Origin of the sequence: Pseudomonas sp. NPDC089407 (genome assembly GCF_044900445.1) — a bacterium.
Classification (GTDB): domain Bacteria; phylum Pseudomonadota; class Gammaproteobacteria; order Pseudomonadales; family Pseudomonadaceae; genus Aquipseudomonas.
This window is the reverse complement of the sequence record NZ_JBJDNB010000046.1, coordinates 1-23,861: the sequence shown is the minus strand read 5'-3', so window position 1 is coordinate 23,861 and position 23,861 is coordinate 1. Positions and strand designations below refer to the sequence as shown.

The following is a 23,861-nucleotide window of genomic DNA, read 5'->3' as shown; positions in this document are numbered from 1 at the left end:
GAACATTTAATGCCTCTTCTTAGAACAACTAGCATTGCAACGGCAATCTTGGCCTTGCCGTTTACGGACGCGGCCCTGGCGGCAAACTGGCAGTCAACGGTGGTGGTACCGACCTCTGTCGAGTACGACAGCAACCCGTTGTTGCTGACATCGGGGGAGAAGGGCATAACGCGCACGATCATCGCGCCCGATTACACCTTGATCGGCACCTTCGACCGTGACGAACTGAGGTTGGGGCTGGGCGTGAATGTGTTGCGCTCATCCGACACCGATGTGGTCGATGACCGTGAAGACCCCGATATCAGCCTGGGCTGGCAGCGCACCACCGAACGGGGGCGCTTCGGCCTGGTGGCGCGCTACAACGAAAGTTCGACGTTGTCGGGAACGGTGCTGGATACCGGTGTGATCACCACCGACGGTACGCAAAAGCTCTACACCCTGACCGGCAACTGGAGCCAGGCGGTTAGTGCACGCAGTACCTTGAGTAACGAGACCACGTACAACCGGGCCCGTTATGACATCAGTTCGCTGACGGGTTATGAGGAACTGGCCAACGTATTTACCTGGACCTACAACTGGAGCGAGCGGGCTGACCTGTATACCCGCTTCGGTGCCCGGCGCTATGAGCCGGAGCAGGACCAGACCGCGGTCGCCTCCAACAGCTATAGCCCGGCAGTCGGCATCAAGTACCAGCTCGCCGAAGGTTTGAGCGCAGATGCGCACATTGGCGTCAACAAAGTGTCTGGCGACGAAGGCGGCCGGCGCGGAGAGGGCGGGGTGGCATTGCTGTACACCGGTACCCGTGCCGATGCCAGCTTTACCGCGGAACGTAGCACGGTGGCCAGCGCCGAAGGTGGCTTTGCCGAACTGGACCAGGTGCGGGGTGTGTGGAGCTACGCGGTTACCGAGCTGACGCGGGTGGGTGCCGACGCCGCCTGGCAAGACAGCAAGGGGCAGTCACCCAACACGCTGCAGACTTACAGTGTATGGGCCAGCCGCGAGTTTTCGCCGTACTGGGACTTGCGCTTGTCGCTGATGTACAAGGAACGCCAGCAGGACCATGTACCTGATGCAACCGCAACGATTGTGGGTTTGACATTGACGTACAGGTACCCCGACATCTGAACTTCAGCCAGGTGGCCCCATGAAGTCTGACTACGAGCTATCCCTCAGAGATTACATCGCCATAATCAAGGACAGGGCCCTGGTGTTGGGGGTGAGTGCCGCAGTCATTCTTGCCGCGACAGTGGCGGTCGCATTGATGGTGCCGCCGATCTACCAGTCGACCGGCACCATCCTGGTGGAGTCGCAGCAGATTTCCCCCGAGCTGGTGTCGACCAACAACACCAGCTTTGCCGATGAGCGTATCGAGGTGATCCGCCAGCGCGTCATGACCCGCGAAAACCTGCTGCGCATCATCGGCAAATACGACCTGTTCGCGGACAAGCGCCTTAGCGAAAGCGACAAGATCGACCAGATGCGCAACGCCATCGTGGTCGAAACCCTTACCACCTTTGTGCGTGGCCGTGGCGAAGCGACCGTGGCGTTCAACGTGTCGTTCGAGCACAAGCAGGCGCAAGTGGCCAAGGAAGTCGCCGACGAACTGGTGACGCTGTTCCTCAACGAAAACCTCAAGCAGCGTACTGAGCGGGCCAACGAAACCACTGAATTTCTCACCCAGGAAGCCAACAAACTGGGCGCCGAGCTGGCCAGCCTGGAAAACCAGCTGGCCGATTTCAAGCAGGCCCATGCCAATGCCTTGCCCGAGCACCAGACCCTGCGCATGAACATGCTGTCGCGCTCGGAACTGGAGTTCCGCGAGGTCGACCGCGACTACAAGGCCGCCCAGGAAGAGCTGCGCTACCTGGAGCTTGAACTCTCTGCTGCCAACGCCGGCTTGGCGACCAAGACCAGCGACGGTGTACGGCCGAGCCCTGCGGACCAGCCCCAGGACCTTGCCAGCCTGAAGGCCGAGTACGCACGGTTGCTGACCCGTTACAAGGAGGCCCACCCGGATGTGGCAGCAGTCAAGCGCAAGATCCAGGCGCTGGAGGCCAGTGGTGGCCGCACCGCTGCGACATCCACCGTCAGCCTCGACGTGGCCCGCGTGCGCGCCAAGATGAGCGCCGCCCAGGAGCGGATCAGCTCGCTGGCCGCACAGAAACGCGAACTGACCAGCAAGATGGAAGGCTACGAAGCAGAGATCCTCGAGGCACCTCAGGTGGAGCGTGGCCTGGTGACCTTGATGCGTGACCACGACAACGCACGCAAAAAATATGAAGAAATCCGCGCCAAGGAAATGGGCGCGAAAATTACCGAAAGCCTGGAGCAGGAAAACAAGGCCGAACGCTTTGTGCTGCTGGAGCCACCCCTGCTGGCCGAGAAGCCAATCAAACCCAACCGCAAGAAGATTGCGGCGTTGGGCCTGGTACTGGCGCCGGCCGGTGGCGGTGCGCTGGTGATGTTGCTGGAAATGCTCAACCAGCGCGTGCGTGGCGTTGGCGCCCTGGAAAGCCTGCTCGGCAAACGGGTGCTGGTGGCATTGCCCTATATAGACACCCGGGCCGATGTAGCCAGGCGCAAGCGCTGGCGTAATTGGCTGATCCTGGCAGCACTGGCGTTGGCAGCTATCATGGTAGTGCTGGTGCACGTGTTCTACATGCCGCTGGATGTGCTGTTGTTCAAGGTCATATCTCGGTTTGCATAGGGAAAGCAGTGATGGACAGGACCAAGCCGGCTGTTGGCAACAATCTTCACCAGGTTACTCCAGGTACCCCTCAGGCACTGTCTCCCGCACCCGGTACGGCGCTGGCGGAAGTGCCGGGGCAGTTCGACTACGTCAATACCAAGGTGGTACCGCTGCGCGCCGACCACCTGGAGCGCCACCGTATCGTTGCCTACAACAAGAACTCGAACATGAACGGGCCCATCGACCTGCTGCGCACGCAGGTGCTGAGGTTAATGGAAGAAAATGGCTGGCGTACCCTGGGGATCACATCGCCCACACCCGAAGCCGGCAAGACGGTGTTGGCAGTCAACTTGGCCATGAGTATTGCCCACCACACCACCAAGACCGCATTGCTGGTGGACTTCGACCTGCGCCGGCCCAAGGTCGGCAGCACCCTGGGCCTGCCCATGGAGCAGGCGCTGAACGAGTTCCTCACCGACAAGGCCGAGCTGCAGGATTGCCTGGTCAACCCGACCTTGCCGCGTTTCGTGGTGTTGCCGACACGGGCGCCGGTGCCGCTGTCGACGGAAATGTTGTCTTCGCCCAAGGTGAACAACCTGATCAGCGACTTGCGCAACCGTTACGAGTCGCGCATCTGCATTTTCGACCTGCCGCCGCTGCTCAGCTCGGACGACGCGATCACCGTGATACCCAAGTTCGATTGTGTATTGCTGGTGGTGGCCAATGGCATGAACAACAAGAAGGAAATCGAGGATTGCCTGCATCACCTGGCAACGGTGAACCTGATCGGCACGGTGCTGAACAAGGCTGACGAGCAGCCGCGGACGTATTACTAAGAGCTTCCGCTTGTCCGTGCCTGCAGTGAGAGATGTGGGAGCGGGCTTGTCATGACGCCAGTCAGTCAAGCAAATTGGGGCCGCTTTGCAGCCCATCGCCGGCAAGCCAGCTCCCACAGATACGGCGCATGGCCTGAATTCAGTGCAAAACGGTGTGGGAGCTGGCTTGCCGGCGATGGGCTGCGCAGCAGCCCCGGCAGTCTTGACTGACTGACATCAGGGCAAGCCCGCTCCACACACCGATGGTTTTCAGCCCTGACGCCTGACCCAGGGATACTGCAACTCCCACTGCCAGGCATGCCGCACGATCTGCTCCAGCGAAGCAAACTCCGGCTGCCAGCCCAGCACCTGCATCGCCTTGCCCGCATCCGCCACCAGCCGTGGCGGGTCGCCAGCGCGGCGGTCTGCGTCCAGGGTGTTGATTTGCCGCCCGGTCACTGCCCGGGCCGTGTCGATCACCTGCTGCACCGAGAAGCCCAGGCCATTGCCCAGGTTGAACGCGGTGCTCTCGCCCCCCGCGATCAGATAATCCACCGCCAGCGCATGGGCTGCCGCCAGGTCCGACACATGTACGTAGTCGCGTATGCAGGTGCCGTCCGGGGTGTCGTAGTCGCGGCCAAACACGGTCACGGCATCACGCCGGCCTGAAGCGGCCTGCAAGATCAGCGGGATCAGGTGGGTTTCCGGCTCATGACACTCGCCCAACTGGCCTTGCGGGTCGGCACCCGCCGCATTGAAGTAGCGCAGGCACACCGACTTCAGGCCATATGCCCGGTCAAAGTCTTCGAGGATCTGCTCGACCATCCACTTGCTCAACCCGTAAGGGTTGATCGGCCCTTTGGCATGGGCTTCATCGATGGGAACATACTGCGGGTTGCCATACACCGCGGCACTGGATGAAAACACCAGGTGCCTGATACCGGCATTGACCATGGCCTGCAGCAGGGCAAGGGTGGCGGCGACGTTGTTCTGGTAGTACTTGCCGGGTGCGCTGACCGACTCACCCACCTGGATGAACGAGGCGAAGTGGAACACCGCATCGAAGCGGCAAACCCCAAACAGCACATCCAGTGCGGCTTCGTCGGCAATGTCGAGCTTGGCCCACTGGATGCCAGGGCCAGGCCAGACCAGGTCGGCCACCACCACTTCATGGCCGCCCGCGAGCAGGTGCTTGACCATGTGCGAGCCTATGTAGCCCGCGCCACCCACAACCAGAAATTTCATCCCCACCTCTTGGAATCTGCTGTTTACAGACGCAGTGAACGCTCCCTGATACGTACAGGTGGGATGATCAGCTACAGGTGAACTGAGCGTAGATGGCCATATGCCCTATTTCAAGAACAGCCAGTTCGACATGTAACTGCGGTCGAAGCTGATTGTGTAATGCCCATCTTTGTAGACTGCCGGCAGGGCCTTGAGCTGCGTCTGTGCATCGCGGGCAAACAGTTTCAGGCCGGCAGGCGCCTTGATGGTCAGGCTGCCTTCAAGAGGTTCGACATTGAACGGTGTCTTGTCATCGGCCTTGGGTACGGCACGGGTGCCCACGGACAGCAGCAGTTCGCGCGACTGCCCCAAAGGCTGGTTGTCCAGGCTCTGCACCACGACGCTGGCGTACGGCGTTTTCGTCTGCACCTGGATAGCCCCCAGGCCGATCGAGCGGCCACCCAGCCAGCCGGTGGCGGCCTGGGTCAGCGGGGTGTCGATGGTGTAGATGCCTTGTTGCCAGTTGCGCCTCAGCTCGCCGGTGTCGGTCACTGCCTCGCTCGCATCGGCGGGCAACAGCGATTGCCCAGGGTCGTGCATGACTTGCGCGTTTGCCGGGATGGCTGCCGGTTTCAGCCACGGCAGCTCCGGTGTTTGTGGCAGGGCAATCTGCAGGCGGCCCTTTTCCATGGCCGTGCGCAGCAGTGCGGAGTTGCGCGGGGTGATCTCCTGGTTGTACAGCGTGGCCGGTGTCGGTGCGAACACGTAGTCGGTGGTTGCCGGCTTTACGTCGGCGCGTCGGTAGAGCAGGGCGGCAGCGGGCAGGGTGGCGAGCATCGCCGGGTCGTTATAGGCGTGCCAGTTGTCTGCCGTGCGCCAACCTGGGTTGAACGCCTGCTGGCTGTAAGCGTATTGCATCAGGGCGTCCCAGCCCTGGTGGCTGGCGGTGCCGGCTACGTACAGCGGCAGTGAGTGGCGGTCGGGCAACGGGAAGGGTTCGGCGTTCCACTCGGTAACCGTCAGCGGTTTGCCAACCACCTGGGCAGCGCCTATCCAGTCGATCATGCCGTCACTGGTCAGTGGGTTCTTTTCCAGCTGGCCGATGTCGCCATAGCTGTGAGCGTCGATGACATCACCCACACTCAGCGCCGGCAGCGCGCTCAACCCATTGCCGCCCCAGGTGCTGGTGGTCGCGATCGGTACTTTTACGCCCACGCTGCGCAGGTGGGCGATCATGTCGGCATTGAAGCGCTGCTCCAGTTCGTTGAGGAACAGCTTGGATGGCCCGTGCTCCCAGGCGCGCCACGTGAGGTCGGCGGGCAGGTCATAGTGTTTGGCAAAGGCCTTGGCGGCTGCCATATAGCGTTCGCTGTGGCGTGGCACGTCCTTGTTCGGCATCAGGGCGTTGCCGTAGTGCTGGGTCAGGTCATTCTCGTTAGTGATCAGTACGGCGGCAATGGCGGGGTCGTCCTTGTAGGCCAGGCCGGTGTATTCGTTCACATGGGTCAGGTACTGCTCGGCAAAGCGCTGCATGGCCTTCTGGATGCTGCTGTTGACGTAGGCGTAGCCTTTCAGGTCGATGCGTTGTTCGCCTTTGGCCAGTTCCTTGAAGTCGTCGATGTTATCGTTGACGGTCAGTGCGCGCTGCACGTGCATGTCCAGCCAGATGTAGATGCCTTCGTCCTTGAGTGCCTTGATCCACAGGTCCAGCTTGCGCAGCGATTCGGCGCTGAGCTGTTGGGTATCGCGCACCAGCGTGCCGTCGCCAAACACGTTGGGGCTTACCCAGGGCGAGTCGTGGTGGTGCAGGCGCACCAGGTTGAAGCCCAGGGCCGAAAGGCGTTTGGCCTGCTGGCGGATTTCTTCGTCGGGGCTTTTGAACAGTGAATAGGCAGACAGGTTGGTGCCCCAGAAACGTACCGCGGTGTTGTCGGCGAACATCAGCTGGTCGCCGACCGCCTTGACGAAGCCGCGCTTGCCGGCAGGCTTTTCTGGTGCATTGAGAAACGACAGGTCCACCGGCGACGTGCGCCAGTCCAGCTGGTCATCAGGCCACCCGGCGGGGTCGGCCAGGCCGAAGCGCTCGGTAGGGGTGGGCCCCAGGTCGATGTCGCCGGTTACGTTGAGCACCGCCTTGAGCTGCTGCTTGCCGGCGTTGATCGGGTCTTTATAGAGGAACGCCCGCAGCTCGGACGGGTTGCCACGTTCGAAATAGACCTTGGCCAATGGCGGGTCGAAGCGCATTTCGATGCGCCGGCCCTGGTCGGCGTTGCCCCACGCCCAGCCTCGGTTGTCGGGCAGCAACTGCGGGGCGCCCATGGCCCCGGCGATTTGCGCAGGGTCGAACTGGAAAACCATGCCGCCCCCCATCACCCCGGCCTGACGGCTGTGGGCGTCGAGGTCGAACGCCCAGCTCAGGGTTTGTGCCTGCTCCTTGCGGATATCGGCGGCCAGGTCGAAGTCCAGCTCTTTGTTCTTGCCCCGCAGCGTGTACTGGTAAGGGCCATTGACCTTGAAGTCGGTGTAGAAGCCGGTCCAGCTCCAGTTGGCAGCCCAGAAATCGAATTTGGCTTTCATGACCGGCCCGCCGCCGTGTGTCACGGTGGGCAGGCCATTGTGCTCATCGACACTGACCTGCCAGTCTGAAGCCCAACCGCTCAAGGGCAACAAAGCCAGGCCGGTAATGGCCGAAAGACGCACGAACTGACGCAGGGCGAGCACATTCATTGACATTACCTGGGTTGAAGGTCGGGTTCGGCCAGTTCCGTGGCCTGGCTGTCATGCAGCCGGCGCACCATCTGGATATAGGCCACGCCCAGCCCGGCGATTGACCAATACACCACCGGGATGAAGGTGATGCTGCTGACGGTGAAAATGATGACCAGGATGCCGATCAGCGTGGCCAGCAACACGCGGCCCAGTTGTCGTCGCTCGTCGTCCTTGTCGGTAATGCTGCGCATGGCCTTGCGGATACCCTGCAGCACCACGGCAAAGAACGCCACGAACAGGCCAAGCCCGACCAGGCCGACGCGCAGTGCCAGGTTGATGTAGGTGTTGACGATGTCGATGATGCCTTCGCCCTGGATCATCGACTGCATTTCCGGGGTGTTGCGGAAGTCGAACGAACCAAACAGCGGGTTGCGCTGGATAACGATCCACGAGTTGTCCATCAGCCGCTCGCGGTAGGTAATGTTCTCTTTTTCGATAGTGCCGATGTAGGGCAGCAGGTCCAGCACCTTGTCGCCGCCCGGCACCACGGTCAGCAACGGCAGCGCCAGCATGCCGGCGGCGCCCAGCAGCGCCAGGCGCTTGACCGCGCCTTTGCCCAGGGCAATGAACACCACCACGATGACCAGCGCACCGATCCAGGGCCCACGTGACAACGGGGCAAACAGCCCGGCCGCCAGCAGCAGGGCGCCCATGGCCTTGTGCAGCGGGCGCTGCACGTAACCCTGCACAAACAGGAACAGGCCGATGGCCACGCTCATCACGTAGCCCAGGGCAATTGCCTGGCCGGTGGTGACACTGGCACGCAGCGCGCCGCCACGGCTCAGGTAGCCGGACATGCTCCACTGCACGCCCATGGCGTCGATCAGGGCGCTGTACAGCAGCCAGTGGCGCACATACTCGGCCACGGCGATCAGCGCCATGACGAAGCAGGCGAGCACGAACGCCAGCATGGCGTCCTTGAAGTCGCTGACCTGGCGCAGGCCGCGGCTGGCCACGTAATACGGCAGGAACACGTCGACATACAGGTACAGCGTCTGGCGCAGGGTATCGGTGAGGGTGGTCTCGCGCAGGTACAGCACGCTCATCAGCACCAGGCCGGCGACCAGCAAGCGGTCGGCCCAGGTGCGGCCAAAGCGCAGGGTATCGCCTTGCCGGCGCAGTTCCAGCGCGGCCGGGAGCAGCACGCACAGGGTCAGCAGGCGGATATGGTTGAGGTCGACCAGGTAATTGACCACACCAAAGCCGGGCACCTGCACCGTTGCTGGCGGGATAAGGAACAGCAGCATGTAGAACAGCGCCATCGGGTTGTGTTCGCGGCGCCCGGCCAGCAACAGAATCACCGCCCCTGCGCCCAGGTACAGCCAGAAGCTGTGCGAGACGAAGGCCAGCACGGTTAGCAGGAACCACAAATTGCGCCGGCGTTTGTAGTCGCCAAGCGGAATAAGGTCGGTGGCAGGTCGCCGCGCCAGCAGGAACACCACACTCGCCAAAAACAGGATGACGATCAACGCACGAAAATGTTCAGGCATCGGCTATGTACACCTTTCCTTCGGTGGGCAACGGCTAGCATCGTGGCTAATTGAAACTATAGTGACTTTTAGCTAATCAGTCAGAGATTGAATTCATGCCGTCGATTGATGTGTCAGCCGCCGCGAGCCTGCGCAAGCGGGCCCTGAGAGCCGGGTCATGGAACCTGGTTTCGCAGGTGGCGTCGCAGGTGATGCGCCTTGGCGGCAATCTGATCATGGCCCGTTTGCTGCTGCCGGAAATGTTCGGGGTGATGGTCATCGCTACCACTGTTTCGGTCCTCCTGCACCTGTTGTCCGATGTCGGCTTGCGCCAGAACATCATCCAGAGCCACCGCGGTGACGACCCGGACTTTCTCAATACGGCCTGGACCGTGCAGATCATCCGTGGCTTTCTGCTGTTCGCCCTGACCCTGCTGCTGGCCCTGGCGGCCTGGGTGGCCCAGTACGAAGAGCTGTGGCCGACAGACTCCACCTATGCCGCACCGGTACTGCCGATGGTGCTGGCGGTGACCGGGCTGTCGGCGCTCATCTGGGGCTTCCAGTCCACCAAGATAGATGTGGCCGTGCGCACTTTCCAACAGAAGCGTGTGGTGCTGGTCGACCTGGCGTCACAGGCTGCCGGCCTGGTGGTAATGCTGGTGCTGGGCTTGATGACCCATTCGATCTGGTCGCTGGTCGTATCCGGGCTGGTTTCGGCGGTAGCCTGGACGGTGCTGGGGCATACCGCGCTTGAAGGGCCTGACAACCACCTGCGTTGGGACCGCACGGCGCTGACCGAGTTGATCGTGTTCGGCCGCTGGATCCTGCTGTCGTCGATGGTCGGCGTTTTGGCCATGTACGGCGACCGCATCTGGTTTGGCGCCAGCATGTCGGCGGCGCAGCTGGGGGTGTATTCGATTGCCGTATTGATTCTCGGCGCCGTCCAGACTGCGCTGACGAAAATTGTCGGCGCCGTGGCGCTGCCGGCTTTCAGCGAGGCGGCCCGGGCCGGTGACAAGGAGCGCCTGAAAGCGCTGTATCACCGCTTTCGCCTGCTGGTGGACCTGCTGGTGCTGTTCATCTGTGGCGGCTTCCTGACCGCCAGCCCGCTGCTGATCGGCTGGATGTACGACGATCGCTATCAGGAAGCTGGCCCGATGCTAGCAATTCTTTCACTGTCATTCCTTGTATTGCGCTATACCTTGGCACATCAGGTGTGGATTGCACTGGGCATGACCAAATACCAGGCCATGGACAATATCATCCGCCTGGTCTCGCTCTGGGGGCTGTTGCCGTTGCTGCTGGCGATAGGTGGTGTGGAGTGGGCGATCTGGGGGGTTGCCCTGCACGCCGTGCCCACCTTGGTGCTGGTGGTGTATGTGAACAGCAAGCTGGGTATGTTCAGCCTCAAACGTGAGCTGGTGGTGCTGCCGATGCTGCTGGTCGGGGCACTGTGCGGGGCGCTGCTGACGGCCTTTTTCAATTGGCTGTAAGGCAACGCGCTGGGTGTAACTATCAAGGGTACAGGTCACGGGAACATGGGGAAGCTCACTTTTTGTACTGCGCAGTTGGGTCGTAGAGGCTTTCTCCAGCGTTGTGTCTTGCTCGGCGTGGGCGGCGCAATGTTTGGCGCCTCGGCCGCCATCGCCGGCACGCCTGCCGCAGAAACCGGGTTCGTGATGATCAACGGCTGGGTATTGCCTGCGCGTTACTTGCGGAACGAACCCGCATGATCCAGGACTACGAGCAGCATCAGGCGCTGCGTGACAACTACGACTTCTGCATCATCGGTGCTGGCCCGGCGGGTATTACCCTGGGCCTGCGCCTGGCGGCTGCTGGCTGGAACGTGCTGCTTGCCGAAGGCGGCGGGCGCGAGTATGCGGCGCATTCGCAAGGCTTGTACGCCTGCGCATCCACAGGCCTGGAGCTGTACGTCGAGGAAACCCGCCTGCGCTACCTGGGCGGCACTTCCAATCACTGGGCAGGCCGCTGCCGCCCCTTTACGCCCTCCGACTTTGCCATGGCCCCGCCAGGCGACTTGCCTGGCTGGCCGATTCCCTATTCGGAAATCGAGGGCTACCTGCCGGCGGCCATGGACATCGTCGACCTGCCGCCGGGTTCGGATTTTCGGGCCATGAACGCTGGGCTGGAGGGTGGCGACTTCGAAGCCGACCGCTTTCTGCTCAGCACGCCGACGCGCTTTGCGCAAAAATACGCCATGGCCCTGGAACAGACCAAAGGCCTGGATGTATTCATCAACTGCAATTGTGTCGACCTGGAGTACGACAAGGCCAGTGGCCACCTGGTTGCCGTGGTGTTGTCCGACTACCAGCGCAATCGTCAGCGCCTGGTGGCACGAAACTTCATCCTGGCCACGGGCGCCATTGAGAATGCCCGGCAACTGCTCAATAGCCAGAGCCTGGTAGCGGCAGGGGTGGTGAGCAGGGAGGGGCTGGTTGGCGGGTGTTTCATGGAACACCTGAACATCGACCTGGGCACCTTCATCCTCAAATCCGGGCTGGACCCGGTGCCGCGCCAGTACTACACCACCGATGCGTTCATCAACGAGTACAAGGCGGGTAAAGGCAATGTCACCGCCGCCTTGCTGGCCGATGTGCAAACCTACGGCCGCACTGCCGAGGTCAAGTATTTTCTGGAGAACATGGCGTGCGACATGGGCTTTGCCCACAAGATTGAATTCGTCGCCAAGTTCAGTTGCCCCGGTGACGGCGTGATCAGCACCATGATCGAGCAGTTCCCCAACCTGCACAGCCGTATTTCGCTGCTGGACGAGAAGGATGCGCTGGGCGTGGCCAAGGTCAATGTCAACTGGGCGCTAAGCGCCGATGACCGGCACACCATCAAGTGCATCGGCAGCGAGCTGGCCAAGCAGTTCGCCGACATGGACCTGGGCTTCGTCAAGCTCAACGAGTTTGTCTACGACACCAGCGTACCGCTGAAAATGGCACCACACGCCCACCATATGGGCACCACGCGCATGGCCGCCTCGCCGGAGTTTGGCGTTGTCGATGCCGATTGCAAGGTTTTCGGCACCGAAAACCTGTATGTCGCCGGCAGCAGTATTTTCGCCAAGGGCGGTGCCTCCAACCCGACCATGCCGCTGTTGCAGTTTGCCGTGCGGCTGGCCGACCACCTTAATAGCAAGATGAGAGCAGCCAACGGCGCTGCGGCGTAATGCAAGTTGTTTACGGGTTGAGCGTGCTGCGGTCAGCACCTAGAAGAACGAGACCGCATACAGCTCAGGGTCAGTCCAGATCGTTTTGAACGTGAGGCCAGGCAGTATGAAGGGATGGATACGCAGGGCAGTGACGCATTACGTGCACGCAACCGGAAAGGCCAGCTCGCTGTACAAGAAATTGTGCAACCCGTCCGGCTTGGAGTGGGGCGCCTACCTGGCCCGCTGGGGAGGCTTCCACTCGGTGGGCAGCAACTTCTACGTCAACCAGGGCTGCAACATCACCGACCCGTCGCTGGTGCGCATCGGCAATAGTGTGGGGCTGTCCGACTGCACGCTGATCGGCCATGACGGTGTGGTACTGCTGATCGAGCACCGCTACGGCAAGCACCTCGACTCGGTCGGTTTCATCGACATCAAGGACAACTGCTTCATCGGCCATGGCGCGATCGTCATGCCCCGGGTCACCATCGGCCCGGAATCGATCGTGGCTGCCGGCGCGGTGGTGACCAAGGATGTGCCGCCTGGCACCGTGTATGGCGGCAACCCGGCAACATTCATCTGCACCACCGAGCAGTTGATCCAACGGGTGGAGGCCCGCTGCGAGGCCTATCCGTGGATCGATATCGTCAAGCAGCGCAACGGCGCCTATGACCCGGAGGTGGAGCCGATGCTGATGGCGCAACGGCGACAGTATTTCTTCGGGGACAGCAACAATGGCTAAACCCGTGGATGTAATGGTGGTCAACTTCAACACCGCGGGCTTGTTGCAGCCGATGTTCGATGCCTTGCGCCGGGCTGACAGTGAACGCCTGGCCAGCTACCTGGTAGTGGACAATGCCTCGGCCGACGATTCGGTGCAGCGCATGGCCCAGGTTTGCCCGGAAGCCTTGCTGCTGAGCAACAGGCAGAACATCGGTTTTGGCCGCGCCAACAACCAGTTGCTGGCGCACCTGAAAGGCAAGTACGCCTTGTTGCTCAATACCGACGCTTTCGTGGCCGCCGACTCCCTGCAAAAAACTGTGGATTACATGGACGCCCACCCGGATTGCGGTGTACTGGGCGTGCGCCTGGAGGGCCGTGACGGTGACCTGCAACCCAGTTGCCGTTACTTCCCCACGCCGCTCAACGTGTTTGTCGGGCGTACTGGCCTGGGGCGCTTTTTCCCGGGTGTGAAGATGGTCGATGAAATGAACTGGGACCATGCTTCGGTGCGCGAATGCGACTGGTTGCCCGGCTGCTTCTACCTGGTACGCCGCGAAGTACTCGACCAGGTGGGCCTGTTCGACCCGCGCTACTTCCTCTATTACGAGGAAGTCGACCACTGCAAACGGGTGAAAGCGGCGGGCTGGAAGGTGGTGTTCTACCCGCACACCACGGTGGTGCACATTGGCGGCGAAAGCTCCAGGTCGGTGGCCGAACTGGAGGCGGCCAGCCGCCAGATCTCGTCCTACCAGATCGAAAGCGAGTTGCTGTATTTCCGTAAGCACCACGGGCGGGCGGGGCTTGCCCTGCACATGCTGCTGGTCACCCTGGGCGACCTGGTGCTGGCACTCAAGGCACTGTTGAAGCGACGCGGCTGGGGCGCGATACACGCCTGCTGGCGTCATTGCCGGGCAACCTGGTCGCTGCTGTTCAAGACCCGGTACGCCAGCCAACCGACAAGGTAGGTGGAGCCATGTTCGAGAATATTCGTGCCGACCTGCGGGCCCACGGGGGCAATTGGGGTGCCCAGGGCTTCTGGGTGTTGCTGGTATACCGCTTTGGCCGTTGGCGCTATGGTCTGCGCCCGGCGTTGCTGCGCAAGCTGTGCTCGTTCATCTACAAGGTGCTGTTCAAGTTCGTGCAGATCATTACCGGCGTGGAATTGCCATGCGAGGCAGTGATCGGGCGCAACTTTGTCATCGACCATTTTGGCGGCATTGTGGTCAGCGGCTACGCCCGCTTTGGTGATGACTGCCGCATTCGCAACGGCGTGGTAGTGGGCCTGAAGAATGTCGACGAGCCGATTGCGCCGGTGTTCGGCAACAACGTCGATATCGGCACCGGGGCCAAGATATTGGGCAGCATTCGCATCGGCAACAACGTGATCATTGGCGCCAATGCCGTGGTGCTGGTGGATGTACCGGACAATTCACTGGCGGTAGGGGTGCCGGCGATCATCAAGGCCCGGCAACCGGTTGCCCCGGCGCCGGTCGAGTGAGGCTTATGGCGACGCAGACAGGTGTGGTGGTGATCGGCCGCAACGAGGGCCAGCGCCTTGAGCGCTGCCTGCGTTCGTTGGCGCAGGGGGCCGACAAGGTCGTGTATGTCGACTCGGGCTCCACGGACGGTTCGCAGCAACTGGCCGCAGCCTTGGGCGTGGAAGTGCTGGCGCTGGACATGGGCATGCCGTTCACCGCGGCCCGCGCCCGCAACGAAGGCTTCACCGCCTTGCAGCGGCTGTTGCCAGCGATGCAGTGGGTGCAGTTCGTCGATGGTGACTGCGAAGTGGATGCCGGCTGGCTGGCCACAGCGCAGGCGTTTCTGGCCGGGCACCCCGCAGTGGCGGTGGTGTGTGGCCGGCGGCGCGAACGCTTCCCGCAGCGCTCGGTGTACAACCTGCTGTGCGACCTGGAATGGGACACCCCCATCGGTGAAGCCAAGGCGTGTGGCGGCGACGCGCTGATGCGGGCAGACGCTTTTGCTGCAGTGGGGGGCTTTCGCCCCGACCTGATCGCCGGGGAAGAGCCGGAACTGTGCGTGCGCTTGCGCGCCAACGGCTGGAAAATCTGGCGCCTGGCTGCCGAAATGACCTTGCACGACGCCGCCATGACCCGCTTCAGCCAATGGTGGCGGCGCAGCCTGCGCGCCGGGCATGCCTATGCCGAGGGCGCCCATCTGCATGGCCAGCCCCCCGAACGGCATTGGCTGCGCGAGTCGCGTCGGGCCTGGCTGTGGGGCTTGGGCCTACCCTTGGTGATCGTTTTAGCCTGCCTGCTGCTGGGGGGCTGGGGCTTGTTGCTGCTGTTGATCTACCCGCTGCAGGCCGTGCGCCTGGCGCGCCGTGGCGGCAAGACCGCGCGTGAGAACTGGTTGCAGGCGGTGTTTCTGGTGTTGGGCAAGTTCCCGGAAATGCTCGGCCAGCTGAAATTCCTGCGCCACCGCCTGGCGGCCGGCAAATCGGCTTTGATCGAGTACAAGTGAGAGAAACCCATGATGCTCGGCACCCTCGTGAAAAGCGTGTTTACCTTGCAACCGGGCTACTCGTTGCGGGCGTTGAACAACAAATACAAGTTGACCCTGCAGATGGCCAGGCATTGGCCGCAGTTGCACAGCTTCATGCAACGGATGACGGCGGCGCTGGGCCAGCCAGGCTTGCAGCGCCTGGGCGTGGACTGCATCGGTGTCGTGCAATGGCCCTACATCAGCCAGTGCTGGGCGGCGCCGCAACGCCTTGATGTGGTGGCGTCGCACTTCGAACTGGTGGCCAGGCAGTTCCCCACGCTGTTGCTGTTGGGGCGAGATGAAAGCCTGACGCTGTGCGACCTGTCCAGCCATTCACCGGGCTGCAACCTGGTGCTGGACCGGCCGATGTGGTTCAAGCGCGAAGGCGAGCTGGTGCTGAACCTGTTCCAGGGCGACCTGCGCGTGGCCTCCCTGGCCTTCACCCTGTGCCGTAGCGAGGCCGGGCTGAGCCTGTTCATCGGTGCGGTGCAGGGCATTCACAAAGGCGTCGACAGCGAAACCTCGCTGGCCATCTACCGCGACCTGACCAAAGACTTCGAGGGCTTGCGCCCGCGTAGCCTGCTGCTGGAAGCGCTGAAATGCCTGGCCAGGACCTTGGGTGTGACACAGCTGTATGCCGTGAGCGATGCCTGTCGGCATCACCGTCACCCGTATTTTGGCGGCGACAAGGGCCAGGATCTGGCGGCCAACTACGATGTCATCTGGCAGGAACACGGCGCCACGGCATCGAACCGCGAGGACTTTTTCAGTCTTCCATTGGCGCCTGCACAACGTGCAGATGCTGACATACCGGCGAAAAAGCGGGCCATGTACAGGCGCCGCCAGGCGTTGCTCGACGATGTTTTTACCGGTTTGCAAGCAGCATTGCCAGGCGCCAGTCGCAACCTTGGACTACAAGGAAAACAGGGGGATGCATTTGCTGCGAGTGCATCGGCAGTAGGCACACCGCCCGTGGTCGACAGCCTGAAATGAAGGTTGCCACGCAAGGTGGGTCATCAAGCGGGCTTGGATCTGGATTCATATGCGCATTGCTTACTTCATCAATCAGTACCCGAAGGTCAGCCACAGTTTCATCCGACGCGAGATCCTGGCGCTGGAGCGCCAGGGGGTAGAAGTGCAACGTATGGCACTGCGCGGGTGGGACGCCGAGGTGCAAGACGCCGAGGACGTGGCTGAAAGGGACAAGACCCGCTACGTACTGCAAGGCGGGCTGAAGGGGCTGCTAGGGCCGACGTGGCAGGTGCTGCGCGCGCAGCCGCGGCGTTTTGGCCAGGCCGCGTGGCTGGCCCTGCGCCTTGGCCTGCGGGCTGACCGCGCCTGGCCCTACCACCTGGTCTACCTGGCCGAGGCCTGCCAGGTGCTGCAGTGGTTGCAGGCCGGGGAGGCAAAACACGTGCACGCGCATTTCGGCACCAACTCTACCGAGGTGGTCATGCTGGCCAACGTCCTCGGCGGGCCGGCCTACAGCTTTACCGTGCACGGGCCGGAAGAGTTCGACAAACCGCAGTTCCTGCACATGGGGGAGAAGGTGCGGCGCGCCGCCTTTGTTGCGGCGGTCAGTTCTTACGGGCGCAGCCAGCTGTACCGTTGGGTGGCACACGAGCACTGGGTCAAGGTGAAGGTGGTGCATTGCGGCCTGGAGCGCGGTTTCCATGAGGTGGCGGCGGTCACTGTACCGTCGCTGCCCCGCCTGGTGTGCGTGGGGCGCCTGTGCGAGCAGAAAGGCCAGCTGTTGCTGCTGGAGGCGGCGCGCACGCTTGCGGCCCAGTCGATCAACTTCGAGCTGGTACTGGCGGGTGATGGCGAAATGCGCGGTCAGATCGAGGCCTTGATTGCCCGCTACGGTTTGCAGCAGCAGGTGCGTATCACCGGCTGGATCAGCAGCGCGCAGGTACGCGAGGAAATCCTTGCCGCCCGCGCGTTGGTATTGCCCAGTTTCGCCGAGGGCCTGCCGGTGGTGATCATGGAGGCAATGGCCTTGCGCCGGCCTGTGCTGACCACCTATGTGGCAGGTATCCCCGAGCTGGTGCGGCCTGGTGAAAATGGATGGCTGTTCCCTGCCGGTGCGGTGGACGAGCTGGCGGCGGCCATGGCCGATTGCCTGGCACAGCCTGACGAGGTACTGCAGCGCATGGGCGAGGCAGCCTACCAGCGCGTACTGCAACGGCATGACATAGACACCGAGGCGGCCAGGTTGGCCGGCTATATCAAGGCATTCGCATGATTAGTGTATTGGGTTGGTTGCTGGGCCTGCTGACGGTCATCGTCCTGGTGCCGGTGTTGGTATTTTTGCTGCAGGTACTGCTGGCCTGCCTGCCGCCACGGGTGCAGCAGCCGGGCAGCGCTGCCCGGCCCCGGGTTGCGGTGCTGGTGCCGGCCCACGATGAGTCGTCGATCATCAAGGCCACCCTGGCGAGCATTACCCCGCAGTTGCTTGAGGGCGACCGCTTGCTGGTAGTGGCAGACAACTGCTCGGACGATACGGCGCAGTTGGCCCGCGAGGCCGGCGCCGAAGTGGTGGAGCGCCACGATACCCGTTTGCGCGGCAAGGGCTATGCACTGGACTTTGGCGTGCAGCACCTGGCGCACCAGCCGCCGGACGTGGTGATTGTGGTAGATGCCGATTGCCAAGTAGGTGAGGGCGCAATCGACATCCTGGCACGACGTTGCCGTGAAAGCGCACGTCCCGTGCAGTCGCTGTACCTGATGCGCGCACCTGCCGGGGCCGGGCTGAAAGTGCAGGTTGGCGAGTTTGCCTGGCGCGTCAAGAACCTGGTACGGCCTCGCGGCTGGGCGCGGCTGGGCTTGCCGTGCCAGCTGATGGGGGCCGGCATGGCATTCGGCTGGCACGACCTCAGCCTGATCAACTTGGCCAACGGTCACTTGGTCGAGGATGTGAAACTGGGCCTGGACCTTTGCCAGCAGGGCAAGCCACCCCTGTTCTGCCCGGAGGCCCTGGTGACCAGCCAGTTTCCACTCAGCCAGCAAGGCCTTAACAGCCAGCGTACCCGTTGGGAGCATGGGCATCTGGGTTTGATGCTGGGCGATGGCCCCAAGCGGGCGCTGGCCGCCATTACCCAGCGCAATGGTGCCCTGGCGGCCATGACCCTGGACCTGGTGGTATCACCTTTGGCATTGCTGGTGCTGACCTTGCTCGGGCTAAACCTGGTGACCTGGCTGGCATACCTGTTGTTTGGCCTGGCGGCGCCCGCGTGGCTGGCCCTTGCCGGGTTGGCGCTGCTTGGCCTTGCAGTACTGTTGGCCTGGGCGCGTTTCTGCCGAGCGCTGATACCGTTTTCGGTGCTGCTGTACGCGCCGTTCTACGCGGCAAGGAAGATCCCCCTGTACCTGAGCTTTCTGATCAGGCGCCAGGTTGAATGGGTACGCTCAAAACGGGATGACGACTGATGGCCAAATGGCTATGGCAGCAACGCTGGGCGTGCGTGATCGACCAGCTTGACGTGGTCGCCGACGAGCCCGCAGCACAGCAACTGCTCGGGCGCCTGGCCGCGCCGGAGGCGGTCTGCGTGCTGGGCTTCGTCAATGCCCATGCGATGAACCTGGTGGTGCGCGATGGCGCTTATTGCCAGGCACTGTCGGCCGCCGACGTGTTGCTGCGTGACGGCTCGGGCATGGCCATCCTCTACCGGTGCCTGGGTCTGGAGCCCGGGCTGAACATGAACGGCACCGATTTCATCCCCAGGCTCATGCATGCCTACCGTGGGCGCAGGGTCGCGTTTTGGGGCACTCGGCAGCCTCACTTGAACCAGGCCGTGCAGCGCTGTGCCGACGCGTTCGGTGTGGTGCCGGTGTCGGTCCACGATGGCTTTGCCAACAGTGCAACCTATCTGCAGCTGGCCCGTGAGCAGCAACCCGAGCTGATCGTGCTGGGCATGGGCATGCCCAAGCAGGAAGCGCTGGCGGCAGAGCTGGCAGCCGTGGGCGTGCCCTGTTTGATCGTGTGTGGCGGGGCGATCCTGGATTTTCTCGGCGGCAAGGTCAGTCGCGCCCCCAGGTGGCTGCGGCGTATCGGCGGCGAGTGGCTGTACCGGTTGTTGCGCGAGCCCAGGCGCTTGTTCATGCGCTATGTGGTGGGCAACCCGCTTTTCCTGTTGCGCACCCTGTTGTATCGGCGTGCGGCGGTTTCGGCCAGGCGCACCGTGTGAATCGGCAAAAAGCGGTAGCGGCGCTTACTCCGGGCACACCGGTGGCAGGTGGCTGCTACAGTGAGATCAATGGTTTAGCTGTTTTCAAGACTTGCTGTTTGATGGAAGGCACTTGCTACGCTCCAATTGATGAGGTCTGAAATGGTTTTCGAACCCAGAAGCAGTCGTTCCTTACTCCAGAGAAGAAGCAGTGTCAGTAACGCCATCCAGGCAGGCCTTGATGGTATTGCCGTGACCGGTATTGCCTGGTACCTGATTTACGACCAGTTCGGCCACATCACCTCCGATTACGTAATCATGCTGCTGTTGCTGATTGGCGCACTGGCAGTCATTTATGATCACTATGCGATCTACCGCACCAACGTCGGGCTGTCGATCAAGGCCTTTCGCCTGTTCAAGGCCTGGTCGGCGACGTTCTGCTTTTTGGTGGTCATGGCGTTCCTGACCAAACAGAGCGAAACCTATTCGCGGCTATTGATGGTGCAGCTGTTCGTCATCGGCTATGTTGCCCAGTTGTTCCTGCATTTTGCCGTGCGTGAATTGCAAAAACGCTTTACTGCCCATGCGCGCCTGGACAACGCGCTGATCATTGGCAACGGCGACCTGGCCAACTTCCTGTACCAGAAAATCAGCAACAACCCCTGGTTTGGCGAGCGGGTGCTGGGTTGCGTGCAGATCGGCAAAGCCGAAGAGGCGGCACGCGAGAATGCCGAAGGCAAGCAGCGCCTGCCCGTACTCGGCAATATCGAAGACCTTGACGAGCTGGTGGCACAGCACGGTATCCGAACGGTGTACCTGGTGACGCCGTTGGGTGGTTCCGAAGTGATCAACGATGTGTACTTCAAGCTGCTCGACAAGTGCATTGCGGTCAACTGGGTGCCGGATATCTTCTCGTTGCGCCTGATCAACCACAGCGTGCGGGAAATTGCCGGCATCCCGGTACTGACCTTGTCGGAGACGCCGTTGACGGGCATGAGCCTGTTCCTGAAAAACCTTGAGGACCGGGTGCTGGCAGCGTTGATTCTGCTGTGTGCATCACCGGTGCTGCTGGCGGTTGCCCTGGCCATCAAGATTGACAGCCGCGGCCCGGTGTTCTTCCGTCAGGAACGTACCGGCTGGACCGGCGAATCGTTCCGTATCTGGAAGTTTCGCAGCATGCATGTGCACCAGCCGGAGCAGGGCGTGGTGGTGCAGGCGCAGAAGAATGACCCGCGGCTGACCCGGGTCGGCGCCTTTATCCGGCGCACCAGCCTGGATGAGCTGCCACAGCTGTTCAATGTGCTGACCGGGGAAATGTCACTGGTTGGGCCGCGGCCGCATGCCTTGCAGCATGACACCTTGTATTCGCAGGATATCGTTGACTACTTTGCCCGCCACAACATCAAGCCGGGCATGACCGGCCTGGCGCAGGTGCGCGGGTTCCGGGGCGAAACCAAGGACATCGAGCAGATGATCCAGCGGGTGGATTCGGACATCGAGTACATCAACAACTGGTCGTTGTGGCTGGACTTCGTGATCCTGGTGCGTACGCTGAGTGCGTTTACCGGCAAGCAGGCGTATTGAGATAAGGACCTCGTCGTTCTGAAGGATTGTGAGTGGCTTGAGACTCTGGGGCTGCTTCGCAGCCCATCGCCGGCAAGCGCGGCTCCCACACCAAAAGCGGCGGGCTTGCTGGCAGAGTGCCCTGCGCGACAGCGCAGCCCGGAAGGGCTGGATCATTCCTTGCTCAGCGGATGCAACTCCCTGAACCCCCGCGCTTCCTCCACCAGCCAGTCATGCACCGCCCGCGCCCCCGGCTGGTTCAGCCCACCCGGCGGGTAATGCACCACGTAGCGCTTATGGTTGGCGATCGGCAGGCCAAACGGCACGATCAAGGCGCCACGCTCCAGTTCATCATTGAGCAGCGTGCGCCGTGCGATGGCCACGCCGATGCCAGCAATCGCCGCCTCGATGGTCAGGTGGTTGCGGTTGAAGGTGTGCCCACGGCGTACATCCAGCCCGCTGGCGCCGATACCCTCCAGGTAGAACTCCCACTCGGCATATTCCGAACTGCCACGCCAGGCGGTGATGTCGTGCAGCAGCGGGTAGTGCGCCAGGTCGGCCGGCCCGTGCAGGGGTGGGCGCCCGCGCAGCAGGGTGGGTGAGCACACCGGGAAGATCTGCTCGTCCAGCAGCGGCGTGGAAAGCATGCCGGGGTAGCTGCCATCGTTCAGGTCAATGGCCAGGTCGAAGTCGCCCGGGGTCAACGCCTGGGCACTGTCTTCGGCGACCAGGCGCAGTTCGATGTCCGGGTAGCGTTGCTGAAAGCGCGGCAGGCGCGGCGTAAGCCACTTCGCCAGGAACGAGGGGATCGAGCGCACCCGCAAGGTGCCACGGATTTCACCCGCTTCCAGGCGCTGCAACTCGGCCTCGATGCTGCCGTAGGCCTCTGCCACCGTCTGGGCCAGGCGTTGCCCCTCGGCGCTCAGCTCCACACCGCGCGCCCGGCGCAGGAACAGCCGGTAGCCCAGGCGTTCCTCTAGCTGGCGCATCTGCTGGCTGACCGCGCCCGGGGTAATGTGCAGCTCTTCGGCGCAGCGGGTAAAGGACAAGTGCCGGGCTGCACAGGCGAATACATGCAGCCAGACGAACACCTGGCCGTTGAGTTGTCGTCGCATCGTTTAGTACCACTAAAGCCTTGCTTAGGAAGTTTCGTTGGTCATTCGTGAGCCAGAGCGTCAGTATCGCGCAAAATCGCAACAACGCTCAATTTCTCCAGATAACCGTACGTTGGATACAGATCAGGGTACGGTCAGGCATTAGTATGGCTATCAGTGTTTTCGACCTTTTCAAAATCGGCATCGGCCCGTCCAGCTCCCACACCGTCGGCCCGATGCGGGCGGCTGCGACGTTTGCCCAGGCCCTGCGAGTGCAGGGCCTGCTGGCGCAGGTGACGCGTGTCGAAGTGCGGCTGTATGGCTCGCTGTCTGCCACTGGGGTAGGCCATGCCACCGACCGTGCCTGCCTGCTCGGCCTGATGGGCCAGTGGCCGGACCGCATCGATCCGGCCACCATCGAGTCGCGCATTGGCCAGGTGCTGCAGGAGCACTGCCTGATGCTCGATGGCAGCCACCCGCTGGGGTTCGAGTATGCCCGTGACATGCTGCTGCTCGACGAGAACCTGCCGTACCACCCCAATGCTATGAGCCTGGAAGCCATGGGCGGGCAGGGCAGCCTGTTGTGCCAGACCTATTACTCGGTAGGTGGCGGGTTCATTGTCGAACAAGCGGAGATCGATGCACCCGCCAGTGCCATGAACGCGGTGGCACTGCCCTACGCGTTCGACAGTGGCGCCCAGTTGCTGAGTTTGTGCAAGGCCCATGGCTTGAGTGTGGCGCAACTGATGATGGCCAACGAATGTGCCTGGCGACCGGAGGCCGAGGTGCGTGAAGGTTTGCTGCGCATCTGGGCAGCGATGCGTGACTGCGTTGATAACGGCCTGCGCAACGAGGGCATCCTGCCTGGCGGGCTGCACGTCAAGCGCCGTGCGGCAAAGCTGCACCGCAGCCTGCAGGAACTGGGCAAGCCCAACGTGATCGGCTCGACCCTCAGTGCCATGGAATGGGTCAACCTGTTCGCCCTGGCCGTCAATGAAGAGAACGCTGCGGGTGGGCGTATGGTCACTGCGCCCACCAATGGCGCCGCGGGCATCATTCCGGCTGTGCTGCACTACTACATGAAGTTCAACCCTACCGTTTGCGATGCCGATGTCGTGGACTTCCTGCTGGCGGCAGCGGCGGTCGGCATCCTGTGCAAGATGAACGCGTCGATTTCCGGGGCTGAGGTGGGCTGCCAGGGTGAAGTGGGCTCGGCGTGTTCAATGGCTGCTGCCGGCCTGGCTCAAGTGCTGGGCGCTACACCGCCGCAACTGGAGAATGCCGCCGAAATTGCGCTGGAGCACAACCTTGGGCTGACCTGCGACCCAGTGGGTGGCCTGGTGCAGGTGCCGTGCATCGAGCGCAATGCGATTGCCGCGGTGAAGGCGATCAATGCTGTGCAGATGGCGTTGCGCGGGGACGGCGAGCACTTCATCTCGCTCGACCGGGTGATCCGCACTATGCGTGATACCGGGGCGGACATGCATGCCAACTACAAGGAAACCTCGCGTGGCGGTTTGGCAGTTGCGTTTGTCGAGTGCTAAACCAATCCCCCGGCAAATGCGGTTGCTCTTTGGACTGCCCCCCAAAAGTTGGACAGTTTTAAGCTGCTGCCTGGGTCCTGTACTCGACAGGGCTCAGGCCATTGAGCCTCAGCTTGATGCGGTCA

Annotated in this window: 19 protein-coding genes; 15 read left to right on the top strand and 4 right to left on the bottom strand. The window is 62.3% G+C overall.

Translation table 11 applies throughout. The features are described from left to right. Positions 1-9 precede the first annotated feature (9 nt). The 3 genes from ACI2KG_RS26485 to ACI2KG_RS26475 are packed head-to-tail and all read left to right on the top strand — an operon-like array spanning position 10 to position 3,525. Positions 10-1,125: a hypothetical protein gene (locus tag ACI2KG_RS26485; protein WP_404663892.1), complete on the top strand. Its 1,116-nt coding sequence runs from the start codon at positions 10-12 to the stop codon at positions 1,123-1,125. Between the two features lie 19 nt (positions 1,126-1,144). Further along, positions 1,145-2,707 carry a GumC family protein gene (locus ACI2KG_RS26480; RefSeq protein ID WP_404663891.1) on the top strand — a complete coding sequence of 521 codons (1,563 nt, stop codon included), beginning with the start codon at positions 1,145-1,147 and terminating at the stop codon, positions 2,705-2,707. 11 nt (positions 2,708-2,718) lie between these two features. Next, entirely contained in the window at positions 2,719-3,525 is an 807-nt protein-coding gene (locus ACI2KG_RS26475) for a CpsD/CapB family tyrosine-protein kinase (RefSeq protein ID WP_404663890.1), read from the top strand. Between the two features lie 249 nt (positions 3,526-3,774). Here ACI2KG_RS26475 and galE read toward each other — a convergent pair whose 3' ends face one another. The 3 genes from galE to ACI2KG_RS26460 form a co-directional block, all read right to left on the bottom strand. After that, on the bottom strand, positions 3,775-4,749 hold the full coding sequence (galE, locus tag ACI2KG_RS26470; RefSeq protein ID WP_404663889.1) for a UDP-glucose 4-epimerase GalE: 975 nt from the start codon (positions 4,747-4,749) through the stop codon (positions 3,775-3,777). 105 nt (positions 4,750-4,854) lie between these two features. Next, positions 4,855-7,455, bottom strand: coding sequence for a cellulase family glycosylhydrolase (locus tag ACI2KG_RS26465; protein ID WP_404663888.1), 2,601 nt, complete (start codon positions 7,453-7,455; stop codon positions 4,855-4,857). A 5-nt stretch (positions 7,456-7,460) separates the two neighbouring features. Then, entirely contained in the window at positions 7,461-8,987 is a 1,527-nt protein-coding gene (locus tag ACI2KG_RS26460) for an O-antigen ligase family protein (RefSeq protein WP_404663887.1), read from the bottom strand. Between the two features lie 95 nt (positions 8,988-9,082). Here ACI2KG_RS26460 and ACI2KG_RS26455 point away from each other — a divergent pair, with 95 nt between their 5' ends. The 11 genes from ACI2KG_RS26455 to ACI2KG_RS26405 all read left to right on the top strand — a co-directional run bounded on the left by ACI2KG_RS26455 (position 9,083) and on the right by ACI2KG_RS26405 (position 21,119). Then, complete coding sequence (locus ACI2KG_RS26455; protein WP_404663886.1) at positions 9,083-10,459, top strand: oligosaccharide flippase family protein; 1,377 nt, start codon at positions 9,083-9,085, stop codon at positions 10,457-10,459. A gap of 236 nt (positions 10,460-10,695) precedes the next feature. Next, positions 10,696-12,162 (top strand): FAD-dependent oxidoreductase, encoded by a 1,467-nt coding sequence (locus ACI2KG_RS26450; RefSeq protein ID WP_404663885.1) that lies wholly within the window; start codon positions 10,696-10,698, stop codon positions 12,160-12,162. 106 nt (positions 12,163-12,268) lie between these two features. Next, positions 12,269-12,886 (top strand): acyltransferase, encoded by a 618-nt coding sequence (locus ACI2KG_RS26445; RefSeq protein WP_400618939.1) that lies wholly within the window; start codon positions 12,269-12,271, stop codon positions 12,884-12,886. Continuing rightward, complete coding sequence (locus tag ACI2KG_RS26440) at positions 12,879-13,832, top strand: glycosyltransferase family 2 protein (protein WP_404663884.1); 954 nt, start codon at positions 12,879-12,881, stop codon at positions 13,830-13,832. Before ACI2KG_RS26445 ends, ACI2KG_RS26440 begins: the two co-directional genes overlap by 8 nt. 8 nt (positions 13,833-13,840) lie before the next feature. Beyond that, positions 13,841-14,365, top strand: a complete 525-nt coding sequence (locus ACI2KG_RS26435; RefSeq protein WP_404663883.1) for a serine O-acetyltransferase — start codon at positions 13,841-13,843, stop codon at positions 14,363-14,365. A gap of 5 nt (positions 14,366-14,370) precedes the next feature. After that, on the top strand, positions 14,371-15,348 hold the full coding sequence (locus ACI2KG_RS26430; protein ID WP_404663882.1) for a glycosyltransferase family 2 protein: 978 nt from the start codon (positions 14,371-14,373) through the stop codon (positions 15,346-15,348). A gap of 9 nt (positions 15,349-15,357) precedes the next feature. Next, a complete protein-coding gene (locus ACI2KG_RS26425) occupies positions 15,358-16,362 on the top strand; it encodes a VirK/YbjX family protein (RefSeq protein ID WP_404663881.1) in 1,005 nt (334 codons plus the stop codon). A gap of 49 nt (positions 16,363-16,411) precedes the next feature. Then, positions 16,412-17,614 carry a glycosyltransferase gene (locus ACI2KG_RS26420; protein ID WP_404663880.1) on the top strand — a complete coding sequence of 401 codons (1,203 nt, stop codon included), beginning with the start codon at positions 16,412-16,414 and terminating at the stop codon, positions 17,612-17,614. After that, positions 17,611-18,798: a glycosyltransferase family 2 protein gene (locus tag ACI2KG_RS26415; protein WP_404663879.1), complete on the top strand. Its 1,188-nt coding sequence runs from the start codon at positions 17,611-17,613 to the stop codon at positions 18,796-18,798. Before ACI2KG_RS26420 ends, ACI2KG_RS26415 begins: the two co-directional genes overlap by 4 nt. After that, the gene (locus ACI2KG_RS26410) at positions 18,798-19,556 is read left to right on the top strand and encodes a WecB/TagA/CpsF family glycosyltransferase (RefSeq protein ID WP_404663878.1); all 759 of its coding nucleotides are present in this window, start codon (positions 18,798-18,800) and stop codon (positions 19,554-19,556) included. The genes ACI2KG_RS26415 and ACI2KG_RS26410 overlap by 1 nt, the downstream gene beginning before the upstream one ends. A 141-nt stretch (positions 19,557-19,697) precedes the next feature. After that, the gene (locus tag ACI2KG_RS26405) at positions 19,698-21,119 is read left to right on the top strand and encodes an undecaprenyl-phosphate glucose phosphotransferase (RefSeq protein ID WP_404663877.1); all 1,422 of its coding nucleotides are present in this window, start codon (positions 19,698-19,700) and stop codon (positions 21,117-21,119) included. 152 nt (positions 21,120-21,271) lie between these two features. On the opposite strand, the gene ACI2KG_RS26400 is transcribed toward ACI2KG_RS26405, so the two are convergent. Continuing rightward, positions 21,272-22,213 (bottom strand): LysR substrate-binding domain-containing protein, encoded by a 942-nt coding sequence (locus ACI2KG_RS26400; RefSeq protein ID WP_404663876.1) that lies wholly within the window; start codon positions 22,211-22,213, stop codon positions 21,272-21,274. A gap of 146 nt (positions 22,214-22,359) precedes the next feature. Between ACI2KG_RS26400 and ACI2KG_RS26395 the strand changes: the two genes are divergently transcribed. Further along, the gene (locus tag ACI2KG_RS26395; protein WP_404663875.1) at positions 22,360-23,736 is read left to right on the top strand and encodes an L-serine ammonia-lyase; all 1,377 of its coding nucleotides are present in this window, start codon (positions 22,360-22,362) and stop codon (positions 23,734-23,736) included. Positions 23,737-23,861 lie beyond the last annotated feature (125 nt).